The sequence below is a fragment of the Bifidobacterium aesculapii genome (genome assembly GCF_001417815.1).
GTDB lineage: Bacteria > Actinomycetota > Actinomycetes > Actinomycetales > Bifidobacteriaceae > Bifidobacterium > Bifidobacterium aesculapii.
The window spans coordinates 56,164-62,844 of the sequence record NZ_BCFK01000069.1 but is presented as its reverse complement, the minus strand read 5'-3'; the positions used below and the strand labels follow the sequence as shown (position 1 = coordinate 62,844).

Annotated in this window: 10 protein-coding genes; 4 read left to right on the top strand and 6 right to left on the bottom strand. The window is 62.0% G+C overall.

Annotation, left to right across the window (positions count from 1 at the left end):
• Window positions 1–62 precede the first annotated feature (62 nt).
• The 3 genes from BFAL_RS11745 to BFAL_RS09580 all read left to right on the top strand — a co-directional run bounded on the left by BFAL_RS11745 (window position 63) and on the right by BFAL_RS09580 (window position 626).
• On the top strand, window positions 63–194 hold the full coding sequence (locus tag BFAL_RS11745) for a hypothetical protein (RefSeq protein ID WP_269082772.1): 132 nt from the start codon (window positions 63–65) through the stop codon (window positions 192–194).
• 80 nt (window positions 195–274) lie between these two features.
• On the top strand, window positions 275–421 hold the full coding sequence (locus tag BFAL_RS11270) for a hypothetical protein (RefSeq protein ID WP_160319055.1): 147 nt from the start codon (window positions 275–277) through the stop codon (window positions 419–421).
• Window positions 414–626 (top strand): hypothetical protein, encoded by a 213-nt coding sequence (locus BFAL_RS09580; RefSeq protein ID WP_055428153.1) that lies wholly within the window; start codon window positions 414–416, stop codon window positions 624–626. The genes BFAL_RS11270 and BFAL_RS09580 overlap by 8 nt, the downstream gene beginning before the upstream one ends.
• A 330-nt stretch (window positions 627–956) precedes the next feature.
• On the opposite strand, the gene BFAL_RS09575 is transcribed toward BFAL_RS09580, so the two are convergent.
• From BFAL_RS09575 to BFAL_RS09555, 5 genes are all read right to left on the bottom strand, one after another.
• Complete coding sequence (locus BFAL_RS09575; RefSeq protein WP_055428152.1) at window positions 957–1,241, bottom strand: addiction module antidote protein; 285 nt, start codon at window positions 1,239–1,241, stop codon at window positions 957–959.
• Entirely contained in the window at window positions 1,238–1,543 is a 306-nt protein-coding gene (locus BFAL_RS09570) for a type II toxin-antitoxin system RelE/ParE family toxin (RefSeq protein WP_055428151.1), read from the bottom strand. Before BFAL_RS09570 ends, BFAL_RS09575 begins: the two co-directional genes overlap by 4 nt.
• 648 nt (window positions 1,544–2,191) lie before the next feature.
• On the bottom strand, window positions 2,192–2,494 hold the full coding sequence (locus BFAL_RS09565; protein ID WP_055428150.1) for a hypothetical protein: 303 nt from the start codon (window positions 2,492–2,494) through the stop codon (window positions 2,192–2,194).
• A 64-nt stretch (window positions 2,495–2,558) separates the two neighbouring features.
• On the bottom strand, window positions 2,559–2,888 hold the full coding sequence (locus BFAL_RS09560; RefSeq protein ID WP_055428149.1) for a hypothetical protein: 330 nt from the start codon (window positions 2,886–2,888) through the stop codon (window positions 2,559–2,561).
• 773 nt (window positions 2,889–3,661) lie between these two features.
• Window positions 3,662–4,582, bottom strand: coding sequence for an undecaprenyl-diphosphate phosphatase (locus BFAL_RS09555; RefSeq protein WP_055428148.1), 921 nt, complete (start codon window positions 4,580–4,582; stop codon window positions 3,662–3,664).
• A 173-nt stretch (window positions 4,583–4,755) separates the two neighbouring features.
• On the opposite strand from BFAL_RS09555, the gene BFAL_RS09550 reads away from it, so the two are divergent.
• Window positions 4,756–5,607 (top strand): fructosamine kinase family protein, encoded by an 852-nt coding sequence (locus BFAL_RS09550; RefSeq protein WP_305765040.1) that lies wholly within the window; start codon window positions 4,756–4,758, stop codon window positions 5,605–5,607.
• 54 nt (window positions 5,608–5,661) lie between these two features.
• Here the strand turns inward: BFAL_RS09550 and BFAL_RS09545 are convergent, their stop codons facing one another.
• A complete protein-coding gene (locus BFAL_RS09545; protein ID WP_055428146.1) occupies window positions 5,662–6,516 on the bottom strand; it encodes a PAC2 family protein in 855 nt (284 codons plus the stop codon).
• Window positions 6,517–6,681 lie beyond the last annotated feature (165 nt).

Below are 6,681 nucleotides of genomic sequence, written 5' to 3'. Positions count from 1 at the left end.
GTTATTATGGATAGGGCGGCAGGGAAGACCGGCAACAACTCAGAAGCGAAGGGGGGGGCGGAGTGAGTCCGGAGTGGATACCCGCGGTGGCGGCGGTCATCACGGCGGCCTGCGGATTCGGGAAGCTGGTTCTCGAAACCGTCCAATGGCTGACCGACCGCCACGAACGCGGCCTGCCCAAGCACAAGGGCTGACGGCGGAGGGGTTCCAGATGGAGATAGCATCCAGAACCCCTCACCCACTCATCATTCCGCAACACACCATGAAACGCAAGATGCAGGGAACACTGGGGCTCATGGCCTCGCTATGCGCGGCGGCCAGCGCGTTCGCTGGATTCGCCCCGTGGATAACGGCGCTGTTCGCCATCGCCGCAGGGCTCGACTGCCTCACGCTCGGCCTGTTCGGAGACCGCGATGACTGAGCACTACCTCAGCCTGACCGAAGTCGCCCAAAAGCTCGGCATCACCAAAGGCGCGCTCGCCCAGTACAAACTGCCCGAAGCCGACGTGACCGTAGGCAAAGCCCGCGGCTGGCTTCCCTCGACGATCGACGAGTGGAACGCCAACCGGCCTGGACGCGGCGTCGGCGGAGGACGCCCACGCAAGCACAAGAACGATAACGAATGACGGACGGCACCCGCGAATCATATCGTGGGCGCCGTTCCTGTCGGTGGCTTGGGCGGGATTCGAATCCGTGAGACAGTGGCGATGTTTGCTGTCTACCGCGCCTCCCGGCGTGGTCCTTTAGTCCTCTCGGGCACACAAGCCATTGGCGGTCGGAATACATTCGCTTCCGGTTTGGCCCCGGTCGCGCCTGATCGGGGAGCCGCCCAAACGGGAACGGCCGCTCCATCCGATGGTGTGGAAGCGGCCGCCAACCGGTCATCGCCGTTGCATGGTAATGACCAATCCAGTAACAGTGCGCGGAATGGTCGCGGGTTTGTCAAGTCCTTCCGGTCAGGCGGGCTGGACGGTGAGGCGTCCGCCGAGCGCTCGGATGACCTTGAGGATGGTCGCGAAGCTGGGGTTGCCGTCGCGGCTGAGGCTCTTGTAGAGGCTTTCTCGGCCGACGCCGGCCTCCTTGGCGATCTGGGTCATGCCGCGGGCCTTGGCGACGTTGCCGATGGCGGCCTGCATGAGTGCAGGGTCGTCGTATTCGGCGATGGCGTTGAGATAGGCGATGGCGTCCTGCTCGTCCTCGAGGTATTCGCTGGTGTCGTAGTCGGTGAATCCGGTGCTCATTGCTGCTCCTTGTAATCGTCGAGAATGCTGTGTGCTCGTTTGATGTCCGCCTGCTGCGTGCTTTTGTCGCCGCCGGCGAGCAGCAGCATGAGCACGTCGCCCTCCATGGCGTAGTAGACGCGGTATCCGGCCCCGAGGTGGAACCGCATCTCGCTGACGGGCCCGCCGATGGGTTTGATGTCGCCGAGGGGACGCCCCGCGAGCCTGATGGCGTCGAGACGGGCGGCGATGGCGGCTTTCGCCTGATGATTCCTCAGCTTGCGGAACCATTTGGCGAATTCGGCGGATTGCTTGATCTCCATACCCACAATCGTATCCCATAAGATACGTTTACGCAAGTCGGCGGCCGCCAGTTCCGGATCCGCTTCCATCGGGACTTATCGCATTTTGTCGCGTCCTATCGCATTTTCGCCGCTTGATGACGACTTCATACCACTGTGGCGTGCACGCTCGTATCCGGCGAGCCGGGTGCGCGCCTGCCAGGCGTCTCATATGAGGAACACGGGGGCGGTGCCGTCCGCCCGATAGGGGTGATGACGCCACGCTGTCCCCATTTAGCTATGGTCTTCCGGTCGATGCGGATGCCCCACGGTTCCAGCAGGCGTGGCAGTTGGGCGGGCGTGCCTAGGGCTCTGCTCAGCCGCAGGCGGAGCATGTACATGTGATGGATGTTCTTGATGCGTTGAGTGGCGTGGCTGGGGTCTTCCCGCTTCGATAGGACTGCGTCCAGCTCGCCCCTGCGACGAGCCAGCTCGGCAGCGCGCCTGGCTGTCGGCGGTGATCGCGAGCCGTACCTGGGTGCGCCGGTGCCGGTCGGTCAGGACGGTGCCCTCACTGGCCGGCGCCATCGTCCACCGCCGGGGCAAGCTGCGCCTGATACGCCCGCCTTGGCGCGGGAGTCGCCGCTGGGTATGACGTCACCTCCCGCCGGTCAGTGATATGGATCCGGTTCAGCTCTGCCACAGGTCGAACTCGCGGTAGCAGTCGCGGATCGATTTCGTCTTGCCATCGAAGATCTTCTCATCGGCCAACTGTTCGAATGTGTCATGGTCATGGCTGATCGGGTCATAGACGAAACCGTGCTTGAACGGCTCCAGATTGCATGCGAACCATCCGTCATGGCCATCGCCGGTGATATTGGTGACGAAATATTCGTGGCCCTTGTAGCCGAATATCGCCTCGCACTCACCATGGCATATGCTGGAGAACCATTCCCAGTCATCCGTGCGATACGGATACGTCCTGCCTGTCATGATCCGCTCCTGAACTTGCGGTATTCCTCGTTGACCCTGTTGAAGAGCCTACGCTCTTCCGCGGTCATGGGACGGGGCTTGCCGCGGACCACTTTCGTTCCGGGCACGTCCATTCATGTGTATGCGGCCCGAGCCCATAACGGTCCTGATAGTCGATCTGCGTACGCACTGTGCCATCTCGCATAATCGATATGGAATGCATCTGGCCGTTGTCCTTGCTTATGGTCGCGTAGATTCGGTTCTCGCTTCTGGTCTCGATCGGCGCCGTCGTGCTCATGCCGCTGTCACGCCGTTCCACGAATTTGATGTTGTCCACTTGGACGAGGGTGCGGTATTCGCTGCCGTATGGCTTGCCGTTGTTGCTCATGCCGCTCGCCGCGCCCCTGCCTCCCATGTCTTCATCCTTTCGGTGACGTGGTTGCCGTAGCGGATCAGCGTTCGGCACGCCCCAGCTGCGCCTCCCGAAATATGGCCGAGTACTCCGCGTTTGTTCAGTCGAGTAGCTCCATGTTTATCCGGCTGGGTATCCTAACGCTTTCTTGGCTGGGCAACTCCGTGCTTGTTTGACTGGGTCCCTCTGGGGTGAACCTGCGTGGTTCAGGACATGACTTGTGCGGTTGGACGGCCAACTTGCGCAATCCGAACTCCGATCTGCGCAGTCGGCGATTAACCTGCGCAGTCGGTACCCGAACCTGCGCACAGGGGTGCTGAAAGGAGTCCGGCGCAAGGTGCCGGAACAATTACGCTGCACCTCGAAAAGCTTGGAATGCCAAGGGATCCTTCGACACTATCCCGCTCGGCGCAAGCAGTCCTTCACGACCCCCATGCGCAGGTTCGTCATCAGATCGCACAGGTCCGAGACCAGACTGTGCAGGTTCTAGGCCAGATCGTACAGGTTTGCCGTCAGGCCCATAGGTTTCATGCCCCGGTCGTTCAAGCTCGATGCCAAACCGCGGAATTGTGCAAGGAATTAGTCCTTTTGCTCTACTCGCCCCCATAGGAGTTGGTTTATCTTGCGAGCCGTGCGTCTTCCATGCGTCCCCAAAGAAGTGTTCCAAGAGAAGGGCGATTGATCTGAGCGACGAGCAGGAGCATATGGAACGGCCGGCGTTTCGGTAGGAAGCGCCGGCCGTTGTCGTTTCCGCGGTGGGGCGGGATGAAATCACATCATCCGGCGACGGACGGGTCGATCGCCGGGAGCACGCCGGAGATGAGCAGCAGCGCCACGACTACGGCGAGTACGATGCGATAGATCGCGAACGCCTTGTAGGAGAACGTGCTGACGAACTTGAGGAATCCGATGATCACGATGTAGCCGACCACGAAGGCGACGATTGTGGCGGCGATGGTCGGGCCCCAGCCGGGCCAGGCGGCTCCGCCGATCGCGGCGCATGCGTCCGCGGCCTTGGTGGCCTCGCATGCGGTCACATCCTTTACCGCGGACACCGATTCGAGGATACCGGCGCCGAACACCGCCGGGATGGCCATGAGGAAGCTCACACGGACGGCCGCCTCACGCGTGTAGCCCATGGCGCGGCCGAAGGTGATGGTGCCGCCGGAACGGGAGACGCCCGGGATAAGTGCCAGCATCTGGCCGATGCCGAAGAGCAGGGCGTCCTTGATGGTCATCTGCTTCATCGTCTTGACCTGCTTCGCACGGCTGTCGAAAATCCACAGCAGCACGCCGAACACGGTAAGCACGGTGACGGTGATCCACAGGTTGCGCAGCGTCGTCTCAATGATGTCCTTGAACAGCAGTCCGGCGATGAGAATCGGCATGGTGCCGATGATGATGAACCATCCCATCTGCGTGTCCGGGTTCTTCGCTCCCAGGCGGGACTTCCAGTCCTTGCCGTCCTTGCCGAACAGGGAGCCGAACCAGGCGCCGAGGATGCGTATGATGTCGTGCCTGTAGAAGAGTATCACGGCGAGTTCGGTTCCCAATTGGATGATGGCGGTGAATGCCGCGCCCGGATCGGAGCCGATCATCAGATCGCCTATGATGCGGATGTGGGCGCTGGACGAGACCGGCAGATATTCGGTCAACGCCTGGACGAGTCCCAGGAAAATTGCTTGGAAGAAATTCATAAACCCTCTAACCTTCGTACTTCTGTATCATCGGGCATTGCGGTAATCGTCAATTGCGGTGACCACTCTACTCATAGGTGCCTAAGAACGGACTGAGGTCCGGTATGGCTGGACGTTTTCTTGCGCAATACGCACAATGAGTCCACAATTGAGCGGGATAAGGGCGCGGGCGCATGCACCTACGTGAGAGACGGCGTGCGTCGTGTCGCCGACCGGCGTGGGAAGGAGAGACGATGGACACATACCGCAAGAGCAGGGGATACGCTCCGAAGGGGTTCTTCGAATGCGAGGGGCGTGGTCTGCAATGGCTCGGCGAGGCGATGACCGAAGGCGGGCCGCGCGTCGTGCAGGTGATCGGCTGGGGCGACGATCACCTCGACATCGAGCGTGTGCGCTCCGCGATGCCCACCGTGAAGGCGGCCCACGATTTCGGCGCCGCTCTGGCCCGCATGCATGATGCCGGCGCACCGTATTTCGGCTCGGCTCCCGCCGGGTACGAAGGTACCTGCTACTTTGGTCCCCTTCAGGATCCGGTGCCTATGGCGACCGGCACGTGGACAGACCCGGTTTCGTACTACGGCGAAGGCCGGTTGCTTCCCATGGTGGAGCTTGGCATGAGGCGCGGCGAACTCGACGAGCATGACCTCGAGCTGACGCGGCGCGTCATCGAGGCCATGCCCGACCTGTTGGGGCGTGCGGCGGATGACAAGCCGGCGCGCGTGCATGGCGACCTGTGGAGCGGCAACGTGATGTGGACGGCCGATCGCGGCTACAGTGAGGCGGTGCTCATCGACCCCGCCGCCCACGGCGGCCATCGCGAGGAGGATCTTGCCATGCTCGGTCTGTTCGGCATGACCTATCTGCGTGACATCCTCGACGGGTATCAGAGCGTCCATCCGCTCAAGGCCGGTTGGCAGGAGCGTTTGACCCTGTGGAGGTTGTACCCGATTGCGGGCCATTGCGTGTTCTTCGGCGGAGGGTACGTGAGCGAATACCGTTCCATGTGCCGCTCTCTTCTGGGGTAGCCGGACTGTCCCGCGCGCCTTCCCCTTGGTGGGAAACGCGCGGCTGGCGACCAATCAGAGGTTCTTGAGGAAGTCCTCGGCCTCCCTGACGAGTTGTTCGGCCTGCTGGGGGTTGTTCGCGGTGGCGGTTCGTGCCGCTTCCGCGACATCCCACTGGTGCTCGAGCCGGTGCACGTAGTCGGCCAGTTGGTCGCTGCAACGCAGCAGCATCGTGCCTTTCGCGGACCATTCCCGGGTACGTGGCTCCAGGTCGCCGGTGTCGAGGTCGAAACCAAGGATGCCGTCGAGTCTTCGCAGCAACGCGAGTGTGGCGGGCGCGCAGTCGTAGTCGCCCATGTACTGCGGGATCGACACCCATATCGACGTGGTGTCGAACGATTGTTCCCTGGCCATGTCGTCCAATATGGTGGGGATGCCCACGGGGCCGCTGTACCCGTCTTGACCGGTGTTCGCGCCACAGTCGCAGCTGCGGCCGCATCCGTCCAGATCGTGCGAGACGTCGATGGGGAGGGGACGTGTGTGAGGGCAATCGGCGAACATGGACCCCAGCGTGACGATGCGGTCCACGTCGAGTTCGTCCGCGATATGCAGGCATTGGCGGCAGTATTCGCGCCAACGGTAGTTCGGCTCGGGCGCGAGCAGTGCGTAGACGCGGAGATCCTCGCGCAGCATGACTTCGTAGAACGTGGTTTGCGGCCATATGATGCGGGGCCTACCCGTGACGCGGCACAGCATGGGACGTGAGACCTGATAGTCGTAGTACCCGTCGCAGCTGATGTGACGTATCTCCTCGGATTCGTAATGGTTCAGCAGATGACGGATCGTATTCGTCGCCGCCTGACATGCGTCGTTCCATCCCTCGAAGGCGGCGAGCATGACTGTCCGCTGTGGTTCCCGTTCCTCGCTCATAGCTTCCAGAATAATGGCGGCGTCCTTGCCGCGGGCCGGTTTCGTGGGGGTGTTCGCCAACGGCGTTCAGGCATCCGCGGAGCATGCGACACGCCGTGCTTGCATTATCGTTGTCGATGGTTATAGTAGTGACTCGTGCTTCGGCGGGGAAACCCGCGGCCGATT

Excerpts from the sequence above, each read along its gene's own strand:
- BFAL_RS09555 (WP_055428148.1), bottom strand. The coding sequence starts at position 4,582 with ATGAATTTCTTCCAAGCAATTTTCCTGGGACTCGTCCAGGCGTTGACC.
- BFAL_RS09545 (WP_055428146.1), bottom strand. The coding sequence starts at position 6,516 with ATGAGCGAGGAACGGGAACCACAGCGGACAGTCATGCTCGCCGCCTTC.
- BFAL_RS09580 (WP_055428153.1), top strand. The coding sequence starts at position 414 with ATGACTGAGCACTACCTCAGCCTGACCGAAGTCGCCCAAAAGCTCGGC.
- BFAL_RS11270 (WP_160319055.1), top strand. The coding sequence starts at position 275 with ATGCAGGGAACACTGGGGCTCATGGCCTCGCTATGCGCGGCGGCCAGC.
- BFAL_RS09565 (WP_055428150.1), bottom strand. The coding sequence starts at position 2,494 with ATGACAGGCAGGACGTATCCGTATCGCACGGATGACTGGGAATGGTTC.
- BFAL_RS09560 (WP_055428149.1), bottom strand. The coding sequence starts at position 2,888 with ATGGGAGGCAGGGGCGCGGCGAGCGGCATGAGCAACAACGGCAAGCCA.
- BFAL_RS09550 (WP_305765040.1), top strand. The coding sequence starts at position 4,756 with ATGCACCTACGTGAGAGACGGCGTGCGTCGTGTCGCCGACCGGCGTGG.
- BFAL_RS09575 (WP_055428152.1), bottom strand. The coding sequence starts at position 1,241 with ATGAGCACCGGATTCACCGACTACGACACCAGCGAATACCTCGAGGAC.
- BFAL_RS09570 (WP_055428151.1), bottom strand. The coding sequence starts at position 1,543 with ATGGAGATCAAGCAATCCGCCGAATTCGCCAAATGGTTCCGCAAGCTG.